This window comes from Winogradskyella sp. (assembly GCF_003712105.1).
Classification (GTDB): Bacteria; Bacteroidota; Bacteroidia; order Flavobacteriales; family Flavobacteriaceae; genus Winogradskyella.
In genome coordinates this window covers 306,535-330,108 of record NZ_RHLG01000005.1, presented here as the reverse complement: position 1 = coordinate 330,108, position 23,574 = coordinate 306,535, and the positions used below count along the sequence as shown (strand labels likewise).

The 23,574-nt window shown below is 34.8% G+C and carries 14 protein-coding genes and 1 pseudogene; all 15 read left to right on the top strand.

Annotated elements, in window-relative coordinates; genetic code table 11:
* A pseudogene (locus ED556_RS12835) lies at window positions 1–177 on the top strand (cytochrome c oxidase subunit I); the annotation flags it as partial.
* Window positions 178–247: 70 nt separating this feature from the next.
* A complete protein-coding gene (gene ruvB / locus ED556_RS12830) occupies window positions 248–1,270 on the top strand; it encodes a Holliday junction branch migration DNA helicase RuvB (protein WP_296324539.1) in 1,023 nt (340 codons plus the stop codon).
* Window positions 1,267–2,190, top strand: coding sequence for a tRNA epoxyqueuosine(34) reductase QueG (gene queG / locus ED556_RS12825; RefSeq protein WP_296324536.1), 924 nt, complete (start codon window positions 1,267–1,269; stop codon window positions 2,188–2,190). Before ruvB ends, queG begins: the two co-directional genes overlap by 4 nt.
* 43 nt (window positions 2,191–2,233) lie before the next feature.
* Entirely contained in the window at window positions 2,234–4,519 is a 2,286-nt protein-coding gene (locus ED556_RS12820) for an NADP-dependent malic enzyme (protein ID WP_296324533.1), read from the top strand.
* Between the two features lie 203 nt (window positions 4,520–4,722).
* Window positions 4,723–5,304 (top strand): Holliday junction branch migration protein RuvA, encoded by a 582-nt coding sequence (gene ruvA, locus ED556_RS12815; protein WP_296324530.1) that lies wholly within the window; start codon window positions 4,723–4,725, stop codon window positions 5,302–5,304.
* 47 nt (window positions 5,305–5,351) lie between these two features.
* The gene (gene sprA / locus ED556_RS12810) at window positions 5,352–12,620 is read left to right on the top strand and encodes a cell surface protein SprA (protein ID WP_366663755.1); all 7,269 of its coding nucleotides are present in this window, start codon (window positions 5,352–5,354) and stop codon (window positions 12,618–12,620) included.
* Window positions 12,621–12,679: 59 nt separating this feature from the next.
* Window positions 12,680–13,060, top strand: a complete 381-nt coding sequence (gene gcvH / locus ED556_RS12805; protein ID WP_296324528.1) for a glycine cleavage system protein GcvH — start codon at window positions 12,680–12,682, stop codon at window positions 13,058–13,060.
* Window positions 13,053–13,424 (top strand): VanZ family protein, encoded by a 372-nt coding sequence (locus ED556_RS12800; protein WP_296324525.1) that lies wholly within the window; start codon window positions 13,053–13,055, stop codon window positions 13,422–13,424. The genes gcvH and ED556_RS12800 overlap by 8 nt, the downstream gene beginning before the upstream one ends.
* A gap of 61 nt (window positions 13,425–13,485) precedes the next feature.
* Entirely contained in the window at window positions 13,486–14,211 is a 726-nt protein-coding gene (locus ED556_RS12795) for an energy transducer TonB (protein ID WP_296324522.1), read from the top strand.
* 117 nt (window positions 14,212–14,328) lie between these two features.
* Window positions 14,329–15,126 (top strand): energy transducer TonB, encoded by a 798-nt coding sequence (locus tag ED556_RS12790; RefSeq protein ID WP_296324519.1) that lies wholly within the window; start codon window positions 14,329–14,331, stop codon window positions 15,124–15,126.
* Window positions 15,127–15,239: 113 nt separating this feature from the next.
* Complete coding sequence (locus ED556_RS12785; RefSeq protein WP_296324516.1) at window positions 15,240–17,357, top strand: gliding motility protein RemB; 2,118 nt, start codon at window positions 15,240–15,242, stop codon at window positions 17,355–17,357.
* A gap of 135 nt (window positions 17,358–17,492) precedes the next feature.
* Window positions 17,493–20,711, top strand: a complete 3,219-nt coding sequence (locus ED556_RS12780; RefSeq protein WP_296324514.1) for a M36 family metallopeptidase — start codon at window positions 17,493–17,495, stop codon at window positions 20,709–20,711.
* Between the two features lie 227 nt (window positions 20,712–20,938).
* Window positions 20,939–21,838, top strand: a complete 900-nt coding sequence (gene cyoE / locus ED556_RS12775) for a heme o synthase (protein WP_296324511.1) — start codon at window positions 20,939–20,941, stop codon at window positions 21,836–21,838.
* Window position 21,839: 1 nt separating this feature from the next.
* Window positions 21,840–22,430 carry a cytochrome c oxidase subunit 3 gene (locus ED556_RS12770; protein WP_296324508.1) on the top strand — a complete coding sequence of 197 codons (591 nt, stop codon included), beginning with the start codon at window positions 21,840–21,842 and terminating at the stop codon, window positions 22,428–22,430.
* 136 nt (window positions 22,431–22,566) lie between these two features.
* Complete coding sequence (locus ED556_RS12765; protein ID WP_296324505.1) at window positions 22,567–23,565, top strand: cytochrome c oxidase subunit 3; 999 nt, start codon at window positions 22,567–22,569, stop codon at window positions 23,563–23,565.
* Window positions 23,566–23,574: the final 9 nt, after the last annotated feature.

Below are 23,574 nucleotides of genomic sequence, written 5' to 3'. Positions count from 1 at the left end.
TGGAGATCTAATACTTTAGAGTGGACAGCACCTGTTGAGCATATGCATGGGAACTGGCCAGGAGCAATACCACATGTTTACCGTTGGTCTTATGATTATAGTAAACCAGGTCATGACGAAGACTTTGTGCCTCAAAATGTACCGATGAAAGACGGAGAAGAAGAACTACACCATTAGTGTAAGTTTAATAGTATAATTGAAAAGCCTTTCTGAATTCAGAAAGGCTTTTTCGTTATATTTGTTTTATATGAACGAAAACCTAAATCCTACTAACGAAAATTATTCTCCTGAGGAGCTTGATGTTGAAAAACGATTAAGACCATTGTCTTTTGAAGACTTTACAGGTCAGGATAAAGTTCTAGAAAATCTTCAGATTTTTGTTCAAGCAGCTAATCTTAGAAGTGAAGCATTAGACCATACTTTATTTCATGGGCCTCCCGGATTGGGAAAAACAACTTTAGCACATATTTTAGCAAATGAATTAGATGTGGGAATTAAAGTTACCTCTGGTCCTGTTTTGGATAAACCTGGAGATTTAGCTGGTTTGCTTACCAATCTTGAAGAACGGGATGTCTTGTTCATAGATGAAATCCACCGACTAAGTCCAATTGTAGAAGAGTATTTATATTCTGCAATGGAAGATTATAAGATTGATATCATGATTGAATCTGGACCCAATGCACGTACTGTTCAGATTAATTTGGCACCATTTACTCTTGTCGGTGCAACAACACGTTCGGGCTTATTAACTGCTCCAATGCGTGCACGTTTTGGTATAAGTAGTAGACTTCAATATTACAATACCGAACTCTTAACTACAATTGTACAGCGAAGCGCTTCAATATTAAACATGCCAATTACCATGGAAGCCGCAATAGAAATAGCAGGACGAAGTAGAGGTACACCTAGGATAGCTAATGCATTATTGCGACGAGTTAGAGATTTTGCGCAAATAAAAGGCGATGGAAATATAGACATCGCTATTGCCAAATATGCTTTAGAAGCATTAAATGTTGATGCACATGGTTTAGATGAAATGGATAATAAAATACTAACCACTATAATAGAGAAATTTAAAGGTGGTCCTGTTGGCATTACAACACTAGCAACAGCAGTAAGCGAAAGTTCTGAAACTATTGAAGAAGTCTACGAACCGTTTTTAATCCAACAAGGATTTATTATGAGAACGCCCCGTGGACGTGAAGTTACAGAGCAGGCTTACAAACATTTAGGAAAAATAAAAGGACCAACACAAGGTGGTTTATTTTGAATAATAGAAGCAAATACACAGAATTAATTAAAACCGAAGCAAAGCGCCTCGGTTTTTTGTCTTGTGGTATTAGTAAGGCCGAGTTTTTAGAAGAGGAAGCACCAAGACTTGAAGCTTGGCTTAATAAAAACATGCATGGCGAAATGCGCTACATGGAAAACCATTTCGATAAGCGATTAGATCCAACAAAACTTGTTGAAGGTTCTAAAAGTGTTGTCTCTTTACTTTTAAATTATTTTCCGAAAGAGACGCAATGTCAAAACACCTTTAAGGTGTCTAAGTACGCTTATGGCACTGATTATCACTTCGTCATTAAAGACAAATTAAAAGAGCTACTATATACAATTCAAAATGAAATTGGAGAAGTTAATGGACGTGCATTTGTAGATTCTGCTCCAGTATTAGATAAGGTATGGGCTGCAAAATCTGGATTGGGTTGGATAGGTAAGCACAGCAATCTATTAACTCAAAAAATAGGCTCTTTCTATTTCATTGCAGAACTCATCATAGATTTAGAGTTGGATTACGATACACCAACAACCGATCACTGTGGCACCTGCACTGCTTGTATTGATGCATGCCCAACCGAAGCTATTGTTAATCCGTTTGTTGTAGACGGTAGTAAATGTATTTCTTATTTTACTATTGAGCTTAAGGATAATATTCCTAACGCGTTTAAAGGGAAGTTTGATGATTGGATGTTTGGGTGCGATGTTTGCCAGGATGTTTGTCCTTGGAACAGATTTAGCCAACCACATCAAGAGCCATTATTTAATCCACACCCAGAATTATTGTCCATGACAAAAAGAGATTGGGAAGAAATAACTGAAGATACGTTTAGAAAAGTATTTAAAAAATCTGCGATAAAACGAACTAAGTTTAAAGGACTTACTCGTAACATTAACTTTTTAAAAGATTAACTAAGACAATCCTTATCTTTGTCGCTTAATTTAGTTTCAAATTATGAGCAAGGAAAGTAAAAGAAGAGAAGCTTTAGTCTACCACGCTAAACCAACCCCAGGTAAAATAAAAATAGTTCCAACTAAAAAATATGCTTCTCAACGTGATTTGTCATTAGCATACTCACCAGGTGTAGCCGAACCTTGCTTAGAGATAGATAAGGACAAAGAGAATGTTTATAAATACACTACTAAGGGTAATTTAGTAGCTGTAATATCTAATGGTACTGCTGTATTAGGTCTTGGGAATATTGGTCCTGAAGCTTCTAAACCTGTAATGGAAGGTAAAGGACTACTTTTTAAAATTTTCGCAGGTATTGATGTTTTTGATATTGAAGTAGATACTGAAAACGTAGATGAATTTATTGAAACGGTTAAAAATATTGCGCCGACTTTTGGTGGGATTAATCTTGAAGATATCAAAGCACCTGAAGCTTTTGAAATCGAAAGACGTCTTAAAGAAGAGTTGGATATTCCAGTAATGCATGATGATCAACATGGTACCGCTATAATTTCTGCTGCAGCATTACTTAATGCCTTAGAGCTTGCCGAAAAAGATATTGATAAAGTAAAAATTACCGTTAGCGGCGCAGGAGCCGCAGCAATTTCTTGTACAAGACTATATAAGGCTTTTGGAGCTAAATCAGAGCATATTGTAATGCTTGATAGCAAAGGAGTTATTAGAAAGGATAGAGAAAACCTTACTGCTCAAAAAGCTGAATTCGCCACTCATAGAGATATAAATACTTTAGAAGAAGCCATGGTTGATGCCGATGTATTTATAGGTTTATCTATGGCCGATATTGTTACACCTGAAATGCTAAAAACAATGGCAAAAAATCCTGTTGTTTTTGCTATGGCTAATCCAGATCCTGAGATTAGATACAAAATTGCAGTAGATACAAGAGATGATATCATTATGGCAACAGGTCGTAGCGATCATCCTAATCAGGTTAATAATGTCTTAGGGTTTCCATTTATTTTCAGAGGCGCATTAGATGTAAGAGCTACAAAAATTAACGAAGCCATGAAAATGGCGGCTGTTAAAGCCTTATCTCAACTTGCAAAAGAACCTGTGCCTGAACAAGTAAATATAGCTTATGGTGAAACAAGGTTAACTTTTGGTAAAGATTATATTATTCCAAAACCATTCGATCCAAGACTTATTGCTGAAGTACCTCCAGCGGTTGCTAAAGCCGCAATGGAAAGTGGTGTTGCGAAGCAACCTATCGAAGATTGGGAAAAATATAGAAATACCTTATTAGAACGATTAGGGTCAGATAACAAGCTTGTTCGCTTGTTGTTAAATAGGGCACGTACAAATCCAAAGCGTGTTGTATTTGCAGAAGCAGACCAACTAGATGTATTAAAGGCCGCACAGATTGTTTACGAAGAAGGTGTTGCTGTTCCTATTTTATTAGGTCGTAGAAAAACTATCCTTGACTTAATGGAGGAGATAGAATTTGATGCAGATGTCTTGATTATAGACCCAAAATCTGACGAAGAAGTTCAAAGGAAAAATAAATATGCTGAGGCGTATTGGAAAAAACACTACCGAAATGGTGTTACAAAGTATTCTGCTCAAAAGGTAATGCGTGAGCGTAATTATTTTGCAGCAATGATGGTAAATGAAGGTGATGCAGATGCACTTATTTCTGGCTATTCTAGAAGTTATCCTAGTGTTGTAAAACCAATGTTAGAACTTATTGGAGTTGCAAAAGGTGTAAGTAGAATTGCTACCACCAATGTGATGATGACCCAACGTGGTCCAATGTTTTTAAGTGATACTGCGATTAATATAGATCCTAGCTCTAAAGACTTAGCTAAGATTGCTCAAATGACATCAGTTGCAGCAAAAATGTTTGGTATAGAACCTGTTATTGCAATGATTTCATATTCAAATTTTGGATCTTCAGATAATGAGAGAACTAAGAAAGTAAGAGATGCGGTCAAGTATCTTCACAGAACAAATCCAAATATGATAGTTGATGGAGAACTTCAAACAGACTTTGCTTTAAACTCAGAAATGCTTCAAGATATTTTTCCATTTTCTAAGTTAGCAGGACATAAAGTAAACACACTTGTGTTTCCAAATTTAGAGTCAGCAAATATTACCTATAAACTACTTAAAGAGTTAAATAAAGCTGAGTCAATAGGGCCAATCATGATGGGCTTAAGAAAACCAGCTCACATATTACAACTAGGTGCAAGTGTAGACGAAATTGTCAATATGACTGCAATTGCTGTAATAGATGCACAAGAACGGGAGATGCGAAAGCAAAAAAGGTAATTTGCCGTTAAACATATAAAAATTACCATTTATAAGATGATGTCGTTTTAAAGTCTCAAAATCATCCTATGTTTTATGGTATTCACGCCTTTAATGCTCAGGTTTTTTCTTTCATTTTTTAGGGTAAGTTTATTCCTATATTTAAGGCTTTTAAGTCTCAATAATTTTATTACATTTGGAGGCATTAACTTTTTATTAACTACATGATTACACACATAGAGGGAAAGCTTGTTGAGAAGAATCCAACAGATGTAGTTATTGATTGCAATGGTGTGGGTTATTTGCTCAATATTTCATTGCATACTTTTGGGCAAATACCAGATAGAGAACATCTAAAATTATACGCCTATCTTCAAGTTAAAGAAGATTCGCATACGCTATATGGTTTTTCTACAAAAACAGAACGAGAAATATTTAAACTCCTTATTTCTGTTAGTGGTGTAGGAGCCAGTACTGCACGTACAATGCTTTCATCACTTAATCCTGATGAAATTAAAGAAGCTATAGCATCAAGTAATGTTAGCTTGATTCAGTCAGTAAAAGGAATAGGTGCAAAAACTGCCCAGCGTGTAATCTTGGATTTAAAAGATAAAGTGTTAAAGGTTTATGGAATAGACGAAGTTTCCGTAACCCAGAACAATACTAACAAAAGTGAAGCGTTATCTGCATTAGAAGTTTTAGGTTTTAACAAAAAGCAGTCTGAAAAAGTAATCGATAAATTAATATCACAAACACCAGATGCTAATGTAGAATCCTTAATTAAAAACGCTTTAAAAAATTTATAAAACATTTGAATTCGACCAATACTAATAACTCTTCCTTATTAACAAAATTGAAATTATGCCTATCTGTAGTAGGTATACTTTGTTTTGGAGTAATGTTTGCTCAGACCAATCCGGCGGCTCAAGACTCAACCAAAACAACATTTGCATTTGGAGATATAAAACTCCCACAAGTTGGTAGTATTCAGTCGAAATACACGTATGACCCTATTTTAAATAGATACATATATACCGAGAAAATTGGAAAGTTTAATATTAATTATCCATTGATATTAACTCCTGAAGAATTTCAAAGATTAGTATTGCGCGAGCAATTAAATGCCTATTACAAAGAAAAGATAGACGCAACTGCCGGTCAGAAAGAAGGAAGTGAAGACGCACAGAAAAACTTGTTACCGGATTTTTATGTCAATTCAGATTTTTTTGAAACAATATTTGGAGGAAATAAAATAACTGTTATTCCTCAAGGATCTGTTGATATAGATTTGGGAGTGCTTTTTTCTCAGCAGGATAATCCAACATTTACACCGAGAAATAGAAGTAATTTTACCTTCGATTTTGACCAACGGATTAGTATGAGTTTAACCGGTACTGTTGGAACAAGGCTTCAGGTTAATGCACAGTACGATACTGAGCGCACCTTTGATTTTCAAAATCTTGTAAAGTTAGAGTATACACCAACAGAAGACGATATTATCCAGAAGATAGAGATAGGTAATGTTAATATGCCGCTTAATAGCTCATTAATCACTGGTGCCCAAAGCTTGTTTGGTGTAAAAACACAATTGCAATTTGGCAAAACTACAGTTACTGCTGTGTTTTCAGAACAGCAGTCCGAATCACGTTCTGTTACCGCACAAGGAGGTGGAACCTTAGAAGAGTTTGAGTTTTTTGCGCGAGACTATGATGAGAATCGCCACTTCTTTTTAGCGCAATATTTTGAGCAGAATTACGACAGGGCAATGCTTACTTATCCATATATAAGTAACAACATTCAAATTACAAGGCTTGAAGTTTGGGTGACAAATAGAAATAACCAAACGCAAAATGTAAGAAACGTTGTAGCGTTCCAAGATTTAGGTGAAGCAGAGCGTATAGGATTAGACACAGCTCCTCCAGATTTTGTAAATGTGCCAACCACGAGTTTACCTGACAATGGAAACAATAACTTTGATCCTACAAATATTGGAGCTGCTATATCAGAATTAAATGATAATGTTCGTGATATTACTAATGTTCAAAGTGGAGTTAATGTTCAGGTAAATGAAGGATTTGATTATGGTATTTTAGAAAGTGCACGTAAGCTTAACCAAGGTCAAGATTATACACTCAATACCCAACTAGGTTATATTTCGTTAAATCAAAGATTACTAAATGATGAAGTATTAGCAGTTGCTTTTCAATATACCATAAACGGACAAGTATTTCAGGTTGGTGAGTTTGCCAATGATGGGGTAGATGCTACGGATGTTCAAACGGGTAATAATGGAAATCAAGTAGTAAACAACCAAAGTTTAATCCTGAAAATGCTCAAGAGTGCTGTGGTTGCAGTAGATGAGCCTATTTGGGATTTGATGATGAAAAATATTTACGACACGGGAGCATTTCAGTTATCACAAGAAGATTTTCGATTAAACATTTTTTACACAGAAGCTTCACCGTTAAACTATATTACGCCAGCGGAAGTTAATGGTGTTCCTGTACCATTCCCGCAATTGTATGATAATAATACATCCACACCAACGGACGATACCGAAATTGAAGAAACACCTTTAATTAGATTGTTTCATTTAGACCGATTAAATTTTAATGGAGATCCACAAGAAGGTGGTGATGGTTTCTTCGATTTTGTAAATGGCCAAACCATACTCGTTCAGAATGGTAAAATCATTTTCACCAAAGTACAACCATTTGGTAACTACCTGTTCGATGTATTATCAGATCCTAATGGTCCAACGGAAGATTATGACGACCCTAGTTCATATAACCCCAATCAGGCTAAGTATGTTTATGATTTGCTATATAGCACTACCAAAACTCAGGCCTTAGATGATTCTGAAAAGAATAAATTCCAAATAAAAGGGCGTTTTAAAAGTAATAGCGGGAGCGGCGGTATTCCTATTCCATTTAATGCAGCACGTGGTTCGGTAAGAGTAACAGCAAATGGACAAGTATTAGTTGAAGGTGTCGACTATGTTGTTAATTATGCTGCAGGAAGAGTTGAAATATTAGATGAAGGATTAAAAGCGTCCAATACACCGATTAACGTATCGGTCGAAAATAATGCACTATTTGGTCAGCAAACTAGACGTTTTGCAGGTATTAATGTAGAGCACCAATTTAATGAGAACTTTTTAATCGGTGGTACATTTTTAAATCTGAATGAACGACCAATTACGCAAAAAGCTAACTTCGACTCTGAACCAATTAACAACACTATTTTTGGAATAAATGGAAACTTTGCTACCGAAGTCCCATTCTTTACTAGGCTTGTAAATAAGCTACCAAATATTGATACTGATGTGCCATCTAATTTCTCAGTTAGAGGAGAATTTGCATATTTGGCTCCCGGCGCACCAAAGGGAACAGATTTTAATGGTGAAGCTACGGCTTATATTGATGATTTTGAAGGTACTCAAGGTAATATAGATTTATTATCACCTTTGTCTTGGTCATTATCGAGTAGACCACGAGAATTAGGTAGAGTTTATGCGCAAGGTGGTGAAGATGACCCAGGTATACAAAACGGATTTGACCGTGCGTTTCTGAACTGGTATACAATTGATCCTATTTTCTATGGGCCACAACGACCATCAGAAATAACGGATAATGATATTTCAGATTTATATACAAGACGAGTTTTTATAAGAGAGATATTCCCAGAGATCGATTTAGTACAGGGACAATTGGCTGTGGTGAATACCTTGGATTTGGCATATTACCCAACCGAAAGAGGACCATATAATTTTGATCCATCAGCTGCCAATAACCAAGCGTTAAACCCAAATGACAGTTGGGCAGGTATTACAAGACAAATTACATCTACAAATTTCGAGCAGGCCAATGTGGAGTATATTGAATTTTGGGTGCAAGATCCATTTTTAGATAATCCTACAAATCCAGGTGGTAAAATAACTATCAATTTAGGTAATATTTCTGAGGACGTTCTTAAAGATGGTAAAAAACAATTTGAAAACGGATTACCAGAAGATGGCAATATTGATTTTCTTCAGAATTTAACGCTTCAAACACCTTATGCCGTACCTCAAAACCAATCGTTGATTTATACATTTGGAACAACAGGACAAGAGCGCGTTAATCAAGACGTGGGGTTTGATGGATACGATGATGCAGAGGAGCAAGGCCTTGTAAATTTCCTAGAGCAACAAGCAGCACAAACTTTAGATTTTGGCCCTGACCCATCATTAGATAACTATTCTTATTTTTTAAATACTCCAGGAAATATTTTTGAACGTTACCGCTTTTATAATGGTTTTGAGGGTAACACACCAGACGAATTCTCTCAAACCAATAGAGGTAATACAACACAGCCAGATGTTGAAGATATCAATAGAGATAATACCATGAATACTATTGATAGTTATTTTGAGTACGAAATAGATATTACACCTAATACGTTAAATGAAAATAACCCAAGAATTAATGATATAAAAGTTGCAGCAGTAACATTACCAAACGGTACAACTAGAGATGTGACTTGGTATCAATTTAGAATGCCTATTTCTGAGCCGACAAGAGCAATTGGAGGAATTACTGATATTCGTTCTGTGCGTTTTGCTAGATTATACTTAACTGATTTCGTAGAGAATACCGTAATGCGTTTTGCGACTTTGGATTTGGTTCGTAGCGATTGGAGACGCTTTACGCAAGACTTGGACAATGATACTAGTAACAATAGTCCTGATGCAGAGTTCAATGTGGCTATAATTGGCATTCAAGAAAATGACGGCAATTATGTTATTCCTCCTGGAGTTAGACGCGAGGAACTTAACAATAATAATAATGTTATTCGTCAAAACGAACAATCTTTAGTTCTTGAAGCATGTAATTTGGTTGACACAGATTCAAGAGGAGTATTTAAAAACATAAGTCTTGACATGCGTCAATATAAAAAACTTAGAATGTTTTTGCATGCTGAATCTCAAGAGAATCAGACTTTAGAAGATGATGAATTAGTTGCTTTTATAAGATTAGGTAATGATTTCACAGATAACTTTTACCAGGTTGAAATACCTCTTAAGAACAGTGAATTAATTACAGACAACGTATCACAAGAGCGTCGCATATGGCCTGAAGAGAATGAAATTAATATACCATTATCAATTTTTCAAGAGATAAAAGCACGGGGCATTGCCGATCAGACTTTAGCTAATGAAAACCCAACGTATTATAATGTGATTAACGGTGAGCTTAGTGATAATTCTGTTCCTGAATTCCCAGAAGATGAAGATGGTAATAATGTATTTGGTATCGAAAACACTCGAGTTGCTATAAAAGGAAATCCTAATTTTGGAAATGTTAGAGTACTTATGGTTGGACTTAAGCATTCTGGTAAATTAAGGACACCTGCTTGTGGTGAGGTTTGGTTTAATGAATTACGTATGTCTGACTTAGAGAATGAAGGCGGTTGGGCAGCCATTATGGCGATGGATACAAACTTTGCTGATTTTGCAACCATAAGTGCATCAGGAAAACGGAGTACTATTGGTTTTGGTGGTTTAGAACAAAACCCTAATGAACGAAGCAGAGAAGATGTTATTGGCTACGATGTAGTTACTAACGTGAGATTAGGACAATTACTACCAAAAAAATGGGGTATTAATTTACCATTAAACTATTCGCAAGGAGAAGAATTAATTACACCTCAGTTTGATGCTTTTTATAATGACTTAACCTTAGAATCTCGTGTAAATGCTGCGCAATCCGCTGAAGAGGCAAGGCAAATAGAGCGGCAATCCGAGAATTATACAAAGCGAAGAAGCATCAACTTTATTGGTGTTAAGAAACAGCGAACAACAGATAAGACACCACGTTTTTATGACGTGGAAAACTTTACTTTTAATTATTCAAATAATAAAATTGAACATCGTGATTTTGAAATAGAACAATCACTTCAACAAAACATAAGAGCTGGCGTTAACTATTCTCATGGGTTTCAACAAAAGAAGCTTGAACCGTTTAAGAAAAACGATTCTTTATTTACAGGTAGGTATTGGAAAATTCTCAAAGATTTTAATGTTAATTTATTACCTACAAACTTCTCAATAAATACAGATATCAATAGAGACTTTAATAGTCAGAGGTTTAGAGAAGTAGCACTCGTTGGTAATAATATTGGAATAGAAGAAGTGTTTAGGCGCAATTACACGTTTGACTTTCAGTATGCATTTAATTATAACTTAACTGATAATTTAAGTCTAAATTATACAGCAAGTAACAACAACATTGTCCGTAATTACTTTATTGATGATAGATTAAATGGTCGCCAAGACCCTGAATTAAATATTTGGGATGGTTTCTTTGATGTTGGAGACCCTAATATTCAGAATCAACAATTACTGGTTAACTACGAGCTGCCGTTGAATAAAATTCCGATTTTGAGTTTCTTCAAAACAACCTATACCTATAATAGTGATTTTAGATGGCAAAAAGGATCAGATTTGAACCTAAATTTTGAGCAAACAGACATTAATGGAAATGTCTTAGGAACTTTTAATCTTGGTAATACCATTCAAAATTCTAATACGCACACCATAAATACAACACTTAATATGGAGTCTTTATATAAAGAACTCGGTATTAAAAAGGCTAATAATAATGTAAGGCGAAATACATCACGTAGAGCAGGAAGTAACAGAGCTAACACACCAAGTACACCACAAAGTAAAAAGAGTACAGGTAAGAAAATAGGAAATGCATTTTTGGATGTATTGACCATGATTAAACGTGTTAATATTAACTATGTAGAAAATAATGGAACCTTTTTACCTGGATATTTAAATACTCCTGGTTTTATTGGCACAGCAAGACCATCTCTAGGATTTACATTTGGTAGTCAACGAGATATTAGACAGCGTGTAGCACAAAATGGATGGTTAACCTTGTTCCCAGAATTTAACCAGCAGTATACAGAGAATACAGATAGAAGGCTAGATTTTACAGCCAATCTAGAGCCAATGCGCGATTTAAAAATTGATTTAATTGGAAGTAGAAATTATCAAGAAAATTTTGCCGAGAATTTTAGAGTTGAAGATTTCTTAGACGCTCAAGGCCAATTTGGTACCGATGGTGTATTGGATTATCGTTCATTAACACCCAATACATTCGGAAACTTTAATATTTCTACATCATTAATCGGAACTGCATTTAGCAAAAGTGATGAAAACGCTTCCGCTGCCTTTGATGAATTTAGAGCTAATAGAATAATAATTGCCAATAGACTAGCAACTAATGCTGGCATTGATATCAATAACCCTGCAAATTTAGACCCTGATGGATTTCCGCTAGGTTATGGTAAAAATAGTCAACAAGTACTATTACCAGCATTTTTATCGGCCTACCATGGTAGTAATCCAGATAAGGTGAGTTTGGGAGCCTTCAGAGATGTTCCAATTCCTAATTGGCAAATTAAGTACACAGGTTTAATGAAATTACCTTGGTTTAGAAAGAATTTTAAACGTTTCTCTTTGCAACATGGGTATCGTTCGACATACAGTATTAATCAGTTTAGAACCAACTTAGATTTCGATCCTCTAAACCCAACAGAACTTGATCAAGGTGGTAACTTTAAGAGTGAAACGCTATTTAGTAGTATTAATCTTGAAGAAAGTTTTAGTCCATTAGTTCGTATAGAGGCAACTATGAAAAATTCTCTTCAATTGACTGCTGAGGTTAGAACAAGTCGTTTATTATTGTTAAGTTTTGATAATAATCTTATGACAGAAGAACAAAGTAAAGAATATACCTTGGGTCTTGGTTATAGAATTAAGAATGTTAGACTCTTTAAAAAACTAAGTTCACGAAGAGGTGGTAACGTGGGTAGTGATTTAAACGTTACCTTAGATGCAAATGTTAGAGATAACCTAACAATTATTAGATACCTTGATCTAGAAAATAATCAAATTACTGCAGGGCAAACAATTTGGAGTGCTAAATTAAATGCCGAGTATGCTTTTGATAGAAACCTAACCGGAATTTTCTTTTTCGACTATTCGTTCTCTGATTTTGCAATCTCAACGTCCTTTCCACAAACCTCAATTCGTTCTGGGTTTACATTACGATATAATTTTGGAAATTAATATTGACAAACATCATTTAAAAAATTACATTTGCTAAGCAAAAACAAATTAGAATCAATATGAATATTCCGGCGGATTTAAAGTATACCAAAGATCACGAATGGGTTAAAATAGAAGGTGATACAGCAACAATTGGCATTACAGATTTTGCTCAAGGAGAACTTGGTGACATTGTCTATGTCGAAGTAGAAACTTTGGATGAAACCCTCGATGCTGAAGAAGTGTTTGGTACAGTTGAAGCTGTAAAAACAGTTTCTGATTTATTTTTACCCTTGAGTGGAGAAATTGTTGAATTTAATGAAACCTTAGAAGACGAACCAGAATTGGTTAATTCTGATCCTTACGGAGCCGGATGGATGATTAAGCTAAAATTTTCAGATGAATCTCAGGTAGAAGATTTAATGTCAGCAGAAGATTACAAAGCTCTTATTAGTGCTTAAAAATCCTAAAACGTATCTCTTTACAGCAATAAGTTATACTATTGTATTAGTTTATTTTAGTTTAGGTAATCCGAGTGGAATCTTACCTAAAACCAATTTTGTTTTTGAGGATAAAATATTCCATTTCATAGCTTATGTAGCATTGTCTTTTTTATGGGCATTTTATGTGCTCAAATCAAAATTCAAAAGAGGTATCTTCATAACATTTATTGGCACATTAATTTTTGGAATTATTCTCGAGTTAATTCAAGAACGTGTAAACCCACTAAGAACATATGATAATTACGACCTATTAGCCAATTGTTTAGGTGTCGTTTGTGGTACGATTATTGTTATATATTACAACAATCTTAAGTTAAAATAACAATAAGCCTTGTTTTTTTAAGGATTAATTAATTAAATTAGCAACTCTTAATTTTAAACATATGGAACCTAAAAAGAATCCAAAATCCGATGTAAGCCGTAACAGCTCTATTTACTTTGCTGTTGGTTTAGTGTTGATGTTACTTGTAACTAATTTGGCTATTAACTACAAGACTTATGATCGAAGCGATATTGCTTTAGACGGTCTTAATCTAGATGATGAATTAGAAGAAGAAGTGCCAATTACAGAACAGTTAGTAACACCACCGCCACCACCGCCACCACCGCCAGCTGCGCCTGAGGTGATTGAAGTGGTAGAAGATGAAGAAGAAGTAGAAGAAACAGTTATTGAGTCTACAGAAACTGAGCAAGATGCAGAAATTGTTGAAGTAGAAGAAGTAGAAGTAGAAGAAGTAGAGGAAGATATTGAGGTTCCCTTTGCCGTTATTGAAAACGTGCCTATTTTTCCTGGATGTGAAAGGAAGAAAGGTAATGCAGCAAAGAAAAAATGTATGTCAGAAAAAGTGGCGAAGTTTGTAAACAAAAAATTTAATACAGATTTGGCTAGTGATTTAGGTTTATCAGGAAGACAACGTATTAGTGTGTTTTTTAAAATAGATAAAACAGGAAGAATAGTAAATGTTGGTGCAAGAGCTCCACACCCTGGACTGGAGAAAGAAGCTAAGCGTGTAATTGGCTTATTACCAAAAATGCAACCAGGTAAGCAAAGAGGTAAAGCAGTAACTGTACCTTATTCGTTACCAATTTTATTCCAAGTACAAGATTAAGAAATAGACTATACTGTAATAGTAAAATCCCGTTCAAAATTAATTGGACGGGATTTTTTGTTTTGGTATGCTTCTTGTGACTTTTACATAATATTAACATTTTAATTTTTAAATATTATGAAAAAACAAAGTCAGAACATTAATAGTGCTGGTCAGAGCCCTGTTAATGTAAAAACATCTCAAAAACATGAGGTTAATTTACAAAAAAACTCCACGCTGTATTTTCAAATTGGGTTAATCCTATGTTTACTAGGAACACATGCCTTATTTGAAATGCAGTTTGAGAGTAATGCCATTGCAATGGTTCAGCCAGAAATTGACGATGACACAATCGAAATAACTATTGACAAAGTTGTTGAGCAAAAAACTGAGGTGAAACTAGAACCTGTTCAAAAAAAGATTATAAAGTTGAATGATGTCTATGTTACCAAGGAAGATGATTTTAAAGATTTAAAGGAAGAACTTCTTACACCTGATGAAACTGAGCCAATTTCAGAGCCACTAGAACCAGGAGATTCAGATCTTGATATAGACAATCCTGTCGATGATGATATAATTGTTCCTTTTGTTGCAATTGAGTATGTGCCTGTATACCCAGGCTGTGAGAAGTTTAAAACAAATTCTAAAAAAAAGAAATGTATGTCTGACAAAATTGCCAAGTTAGTACAGAAAAAGTTCAACACTGAACTTGCTTCTGAATGCGGGTTGTCAGGGGTACAAAAAATTTATGCTCAATTTAAAATTGATAAAAACGGACAGGTTATAGATATTCAATCAAGAGCACCGCATCCAAAATTAGAAGAAGAAGCCTCAAGAGTCTTAAATATAATACCAAAAATGCAACCAGGTATTCAAAAAGATAAACCCGTGACAGTTTCGTATAGTTTACCAATTAAGTTTAAAGTAGAGAATTAAATTCTTCAATCATAAATCGAGCAGTAAACCGTTATTGAGAAATAACGGTTTTTGTTTTTATCTACCATTAAAAAAATAGTATCTTTCGATTACTAAATTAAGATGAATCACCTATGCGGTATATTCTTGTTTTACTACTAAGTCTTTCCTCCTTTAAAAGCATTTCTCAAAACGAAATCAATTATCAAAAACCGCCAATATTTCCTGGGTGTGAATCAAAATCGATAGAAGAATTAAAGGAGTGTTTGAGGTTTCAATTGCACAACTTCATTTTTGAAAATTTTAAAATTCCTGAAAACGTTTCAGAAGAGAATTACAAAGGCGATATAAAATTACTTTTTGAAGTTGATGAAGAAGGACGATTTCAGATTATTTTTATGGATGCTGCATACGAAGAATTAAAATCTGAAACCCAACGTGTTTTTAATGCGCTTCCAGTGATTACACCAGCTGAGTACGATGGTAAGCCAACGTATGTGCAATATTCCACCAAAATTAATATTCCTTTATCAGTACCTTCAGAATTAGAGCTAGATGACCAAGTGACTGATTTAAATAAATCTAAAACTAAGGATGATAATCTAAATGCAGTGTTGTCTAACGAAATAGATAGCATTAATAACTCCCTAAAACCTTATGAAAGGCTTGAATATAGCAGTCAGCTAAATATTCCGTTTACACATAATTATTATGCGCGTTTTGATGCTAATATGAATGCTATAGGTACAAATGCACATACTGCTGCCAAACCCTTTTTATATGATGAGGTTGCACCGTATTACGACTTTAAAGCAGAAAAAGAGAACTTATCCAAGAATTCAACTACATGGTTAGGCCGTAAACTATGGGATGAGCATTTAGTACAAGTGCAAGGCAAAGATTATTGGTTCACCATTGATCCAGTTTTAGATGTACAAGTTGGTAGTGATTCTGAAGCTGATTTTAGTACCTACAATAATACTCGAGGTGTTTTTATACAAGCAGGTATAGGTAAGCGCTTTAATTTTACAACATCTTTTTACGAGAGTCAAGGGCGATTTGCTGAGTATTTTAATGAGTATGCTGAAAGTCTTAAAGCCTTTGGTCCAGACCCAGCAATTATTCCTGGACGTGGAATAGCCAAGCGATTCAAAGATGATTCTTACGATTATCCTGTAGCAGAGGCCTACTTATCGTATACGCCAGCTAAGTTTTTAAATATACAGTTTGGCCATGGAAAAAACTTTACAGGGGATGGTTACCGTTCATTATTTCAAAGTGATGTGGCGAGTCCGTCAACATTTTTAAAAACGAACTTAAAGTTCTGGAAAATTAAATATACCAGTACTTGGATGTGGAACAAAGATGTTCGTGATGCTGTAATACGACCAGATGGTTCTTTTTTAACTAAATATGTAGCTAACCATTATTTAAGTTGGAATGTCTCTAAACGCCTTAATCTTGGTTTTTTTGAATCTGTAATTTCTTCGAACATTGATAACAGAGGTTTTGAAGCTAGCTTCTTAAATCCGATTATTTTTCTGAGAGCAGCGGAGTTTAATACTGGTCAAGATGCAGGTAATGCTGTTATTGGTTTATCTGGAAAGTACAAATGGAATAATAAAGTGAATCTCTATGGTCAATTTATTATTGACGAATTTTCTATATCAGATATTAGAGATGGAAATAAAAGTTGGAGAAACAAGTTTGGTTTTCAGATTGGCGCAAAATATTTCAACGCATTTAATGTAGATGGACTATTACTACAAGCCGAGTATAACCAAGTGCGTCCGTATACCTATTCTCATAATACTATAGTGCTTAACTATGCGCATAAAAATCAGTCAATGGCGCATTTATGGGGTAATAATTTTAGAGAGCTGGTTTTAATAGGACGCTATAACTACAAACGTTGGTTTGCGGATGCAAAGCTCATTTTTGGAGAGCGCGGTTTTGATTTTAGAGATGGAACGGATAACTTCTATTATGGTGGTGATATATTTGGAAATGAAAACGACAGGCCATCAGATACAGGTATTGAAATTGGTCAAGGAAATAACACCACCGTTTTTCACGGAGAGTTAATGGCTGGTTATATTATAAACCCGGTGAGTAATTTAAGAGTCTTCACAAATATCAATTACAGAAATTTCGATCCAACTGTCGAAACCAACATTACTACGCGCACAAATACCACTTGGATAAGCTTTGGTGTGCGTACCGACTTATTTAACTGGTATAATGATTTTTAGACTTTGATATATTGATGTTGATGTTGATGTAGTTGTATTTTTTAGTAACTTTAATTACATCTTATCAAGAAATGCTTTTAATCGGTCTAAAATTATTTCTTCTAAGTATTAGTTTAATTTTTAAAACTTTTAATTATGAAGAAAACCTACATTTTATGCCTCTTCTCAATGTTATGTTCAATGAGCTTTTATGCTCAAAAGGATATTGAACCCATTGTATCAAAATTTATTAATGAGCTTTCTACAACATCTAAATTTGATAAAGCAGATTTAGCAGAATGGAAAATTATTGACGTAAGCCCTTCCATAAATCCTGATGTGCAACATGTGAATGTGCAACAGTTTTATAATAACACGCCTATTGCTCTGGGTCGCCTAAAGCTTACACTTAGAAATGGAGAAATAACCCGAAGTCATATTGGGTTTATCTCTGGAATAAAAGATAAGATAAGTGTTACAAGTCCAACTATTACTCCTGAAATAGCATTAAATAAAAGTTTTAGCCACCATAAAATGGAGAGGTCAAATTTTACTAAAAACAATAAATCACCGTATAAAATAACTTTTGAAAATCGTAATTTTTCTAGTAGACCTATTATAGCAGATTTAGAGTATGTAAAAGTCGGTGAGACCTTACGGTTGGTATGGTCTATAGATATCTTGGATGCAAAAACACATGTACTTTGGAAGGATAGAATAGATGCGAGTACAGGGGAATTAGTTGATAGTAAAAACCAAAGTCTTTATTGTAAATGGGATGAGCCAGAAACAAATACTGAAACTAAAGCCTTTGTTGGGCCTATTTTGCATGAAGAAACGGATTCATATAATTCAACCATTTTTGATATAAATAATAGCAATACTATGTACACTGTATATGCTATACCAGAGGAAAGCCCATTGTATGCTAATTTTACGCAAACAATAGTCGGGAACGAGCAGAGTCCATTGGCTTCTCCATGCGGTTGGCATGATATCGCCGGAGTAACCTATAATACTACTAGAGGTAATAATACCTGGATTGGAGCAGAAGATGGTCCAGATATTGGATATTCTCCACCACCTTCTGACCCACATAATCTATTTTTTAATTATTTTGTAAATGCTTCATCAACTGCTTTAGATAATCAAAACGCAGCAATAGTTAATGCATTTTATTGGTTAAATATGTCTCACGACATATCTTATCACCATGGTTTTAATGAGCTAAGTGGAAATTTTCAACAAGACAATTTTAATAGAGGTGGTACAGGAAATGATGATGTTGAAGTGTTTGCCCAAAGTCAATTGGTAAGCTCTGAAGTTGTATTTGCTCAATTCACGCCAGCACCCGAAGGTATCAGTCCATATATTCATCTTTATGAGCCAAATGTACTTCCGCCAAATGGAGATGTTGGATTTTCTGGTTTAATAGTTGCACATGAGTATGCACATGGTATATCAACAAGACTTGTTGGAACTACAAATGAAACAGATTTTACACTGCATAGTAAGGAACAAATGGGAGAAGGTTGGAGCGATTGGTTTGGTTTGATTTTGACAATAGATCCTAATGATAATGGAAGCGATTTAAGACCGGTAGGAAATTATGTTAGGAACTATCCAATCAACGGGCCTGGTATTCGCTTACAACCATACTCAACAGACATGTTAAATGGGAATACATTTACATATGCTGATATACAGGGAAGTTGGGAAGCAAATGAAGTTGGTTTTGGTTGGGCCACCATTTTGTGGGACTTAACGTGGGCGTTAATTGACGCAAAAGGTTTTGATACAGATTGGTATAATGGTACAGGTGGAAATAATATAGCAATGAAAATGATTATAGAATCCTTGAATGAAACCCCATTTGATGACATGAATTTTGTAACTGGTCGCGATGCTATCTTAGCTGCTGATAGAAATATTTCAGATGATGGTTTGGGAGATTATCAATGTTTAATCTGGTCTGTATTTGCCAATCGTGGTGTTGGTGTAGGTGCCAATGCTCTAGATAATGATACCTTAGGAGATCAAATAGTCTCTTTTGATGTTCCAATAAACCTTCCATGTACCCCAGAGAATTGTTCTACAACAGTAGCGCCAGATTACCAAGAGGGTTTTGAAAGCTCGATGGGTGATTGGACCAACTCTACAAACGACGATTTAGATTGGATACGTAATTCTGGAGGTACTCCAAATACTGGCCCTAGCGGAGGTAGTAACGGTTCTACATATTATATGTATACACCAGCTACAGATGCTGTAGGAATACCGCCAATATTACAAGTGGCTATTTTAAACTCACCGTGTATTGACTTAACAAATGTAAATGCCGTAACACTTAACTTTGATTATTATATGCAAGGCGTACGGAATGGAAACAGATTAAGTTTAGAGATTAGTAATAATGATGGTTTAAGTTGGTCTGAGATATGGTTTAAGAAACGACCTGATGGTCAGGGTTGGTTTACAGCTAATGTCAATTTATCTCAATATTCTGGTGAAGAAATACGTTTAAGGTTTAAACGTACTAATGCTCAGAATGAAATGAGTGATGTAGCCGTAGATAATATCAATATTACGCAAAGTAATTATTGTGTTGTAATGAATCCATTTCCAAGTATAAATGACCCAAATCATTTGCCTGGGTATTACATAACAAACGTTGTTATGGGGAGTATAAATAATCAATCAACGTCTAATCCGACCCATTATCAAGATTTTACAAACATTAGCACTGTTCTAAGTAGGGAGATTCCTAATTTTTTACAGATTGATTGGAATGTTAATATTTCTCCAGCTTGGAGGACAGTTGTTGCTATTGATTGGAATCAAGATGGGGTATTTGGTATTCTTAACTTACCTCAAGAAGGACCTGAGGTTATATATAACAATAACATAATCCAAATACCTGAATCTGCAATTCCTGGCCCTACTAGAATGAGAATTTATTTGGATACGGGACCTCTAGTAATTAATGATGAACCAATAAGTCCTTGTGGGGCATTCTTTAGTGAACCTGGAAGTATTGACTTCTGGGAAGTTGAAGACTATACTGTGATTGTTCCTGCTGCACGTCTTAATACCAATACAAAACCAGATGCTGATGTTTCAGATTCTAATGATCTTATCGATAATGAAAATATAGATTTAAGTTTGTATCCTAACCCTGTAACTAATGGTGTACTTAATGTTAAAGGTGTTATTGGTGAGGAAAGCACCTATTCTGTTTATAACCTTTTAGGGCAACGCGTAAGTTCTGGTCAGTTGAGTCACACACTTAATGTATCTGCATTGAGTAAAGGTGTTTATATTATTCAAATAATTAACAACTCTAAAACCATAAGGCAACGCTTCATTGTCAAATAACTCTAAATAAAAAGGCAACCAATTTTGGTTGCCTTTTTTATGTCTGTTCCTTCAAACTCCTATAAATCGTTAATCGTATACGTTTAGGATTAATAAATTTACTACTAAAATCCAAAAGTCTCTCGAAATCACGCATTCTTGCATAAAACCAATTTATATAAGCGAATAACTGAGTATTAGGTTGTTCGTCATTAATTTTCAAGTTATCTTTGCAGTCGCAAAATTCAATGCAATTGAGTACAATAAAAACAACGATTTCTGCTGCTTCAATCTGGATAGATTTCAAAGAAATCACTAAAATGGGATTGTCCATAAGTGTGGTGTTTTCGTCTATTGCTGGTTATTTTTTAGGAGCAGATATTGTTAATATAAAAACACTTGCTCTCTTAGCTATTGGTGGTTATTTTATGGTTGGTGCATCTAATGCGTTTAATCAAGTTATTGAAAAAGACCTAGACGCATTGATGGATCGTACTAAAAACAGACCTATTCCTGCAGGTCGCATGTCTGTAACTACGGCGTTTATTATTGCGGTTCTGTTTACACTAGCCGGGATTATTACATTATACACAATTAATCCAAAGACAGCCATGTATGGTGCAATTTCAATATTCATCTATACATGCATGTATACGCCACTAAAAACAAAAACACCAATTGCTGTTTTTGTTGGCGCAATACCGGGAGCGATTCCGTTTATGCTAGGTTGGGTTGCTGCCCGTGGCGATTTTGGTATCGAACCCGGAACCTTATTTGCAATACAGTTTTTTTGGCAGTTCCCACATTTTTGGGCCATAGGTTGGTTTTTGCACGACGATTATAAAAAAGGAGGCTTTTTTATGTTGCCAACAGGTAAGCCAGATAAAGCCACAGCAGTTCAGATTATAATGTATACCATTTGGACATTGATTGCCTCAATAATTCCTGTATTTGGTTTTACAGGAGATTTAAAATTATCTATTGTTGGTGCAATAATCGTATTCTTATTAGGTCTAGTTATGGTGTATTATGCACTACAACTTTTTAAACTAAGAACGCCAAAAGCAGCAAAACAACTCATGCTCTCAAGCGTAACTTATATAACATTACTACAAATTGTATACGTAGCAGATAAATTTTTAAGCTAATATGGATTTAACAGAAGGAACACAGGAAGAAAAGGAAATACGCTCAAAAAAGATGATGCTTTGGTTTGGGATTGGATCTCTAATCATGTCTTTTGCTGGTTGGATAAGTGCATTTATTGTAAGTAAAAAACAGCGACTTAATGAAGATTGGTTAAGTAATTACGAGTTACCTCAAGCGTTCTTAATCAGTATTGCAGTTATTATTGTAAGTAGCATTACCTACATTTTAGCCAAAAATGCACTGAAAAGAGGAGACCGAACCACAACTGCAACGTGGTTAGTGATAACCTTTGTGTTAGGAGTTGTATTTATATTTAATCAATTTGAAGGGTTTAATCAAATGATTAAAGGCGGTTATTATTTTACAGGACCATCGAGCAATATTACAGTAACCTATATTTATTTAATAGCAGCAGTGCATTTGGCACACGTTGCTGTGGGCTTATTTTGCATAGGTGTTGTTATTTATAATCATTTCAAACAAAAGTATACAGCAGACAATATGTTAGGATTAGAATTGGCTGGTAATTTTTGGCATTTTGTTGATATTCTTTGGGTTTGTCTGTTTTTATTCCTGTATTTTTTTAAGTAAATAAAAACAGATATTTGAAGGATTAAAATTGATATTAAATTGAAGCAGAAATTTTCATTCAAAATTTGAAGAATGGTATTTCTCAAAATCAATAAAATAGTTACTTTTGTGACATCTTAAAAATTAAATTCGTTATATGGATACTACAGTAGCAACTACTGGTACAGAAGGCAAAACTTGGGGTGGCGGAAATAAGCCACTAAAAGCAAGTTATGGAAAAATGATGATGTGGTTTTTCATCGTTTCTGATGCCTTAACCTTCTCTGGTTTTTTAGCAGCCTACGGTTTTTCAAGATTTAAGTTTATAGAAGAATGGCCAATTGCCGATGAGGTGTTTACCCACGTTCCGTTTTTGCATGGTCAAGAATTACCAATGATCTATGTAGCTTTCATGACGTTTATTCTTATCATGTCTTCGGTAACTATGGTATTAGCTGTAGATGCTGGTCATCATATGAATAAAGCCAAAGTAACCTTATACATGTTCCTAACTATTATTGGAGGTGCAATATTCGTTGGTTCTCAAGCTTGGGAATGGGCAACATTTATCCAAGGAGACTATGGAGCTGTCCAGACTAAAGGAGGTAATATTCTTCAGTTTGGAGAATATGTTTCGGTTGATGGTAAAGAAAAGTTTAAGCGTATTTCAATTGACGAATTTGCAATTACTCAAGCTACAGACAGAGCACAACATGAGCGCAAGAGCGGTCTATGGTTTGTGCAAGAAGAATCTCTTCCACCATATTCAGTTAATGAGATTTACCAAGGCTTAGAAGCTAATTCAAATATTTTAGTACGTACTCAAATTATCGAGGACGGAGAAAAGACTGTATTATCAAGAGAAGAATCTTTAAGACAAATAAAAGAAAACGGAAAACTCGTTGTTAAAGGTGCAAACCTTAAAGTCAATGAATATGGTACATCTTTATTCGCTGATTTCTTCTTTTTCATAACAGGATTCCACGGTTTCCACGTATTTTCGGGAGTTGTTATCAACATCATTATATTCTTCAACGTTATATTAGGAACTTACGAGAGACGAGGACATTATGAAATGGTCGAAAAGGTTGGTTTATACTGGCACTTTGTAGATTTAGTTTGGGTATTTGTATTTACATTCTTCTACCTAGTTTAATTATTAGAA